This window comes from Chitinophaga sp. GbtcB8 (assembly GCF_019091455.1).
Lineage (GTDB): Bacteria > Bacteroidota > Bacteroidia > Chitinophagales > Chitinophagaceae > Chitinophaga.
The window spans coordinates 1-234 of the sequence record NZ_JAGXJN010000451.1; the positions used below are offsets into that span (position 1 = coordinate 1).

Here is a 234-nt window from a genome sequence, read left to right on the forward strand (position 1 = left end):
AGAGTGGATCGATGTGGGCAGACCGGAAGATCTCGAACGCGCCAGGGTGGCGTGGGAACGGAGAACCAGATGAGGATCTGCACGATCACCGTGCGCGCCGGTTCGAAGGGAGTCCCGGGGAAGAACCTCCGCATGGTCGCGGGGCGGCCGATGTTCGCTCATTCGGTGGCGCAAGCTGCGGCGACAGGACTCTTCGACGAGGTCGTCGTCTCCAGCGACTCGGAGGAGATCCTT

1 pseudogene is annotated in these 234 nt (G+C 64.1%); it reads left to right on the top strand.

What is annotated here, in order from left to right:
- Positions 1-69: 69 nt before the first annotated feature.
- Positions 70-234, top strand: a pseudogene (locus KVT36_RS33350) (pseudaminic acid cytidylyltransferase); the annotation flags it as partial.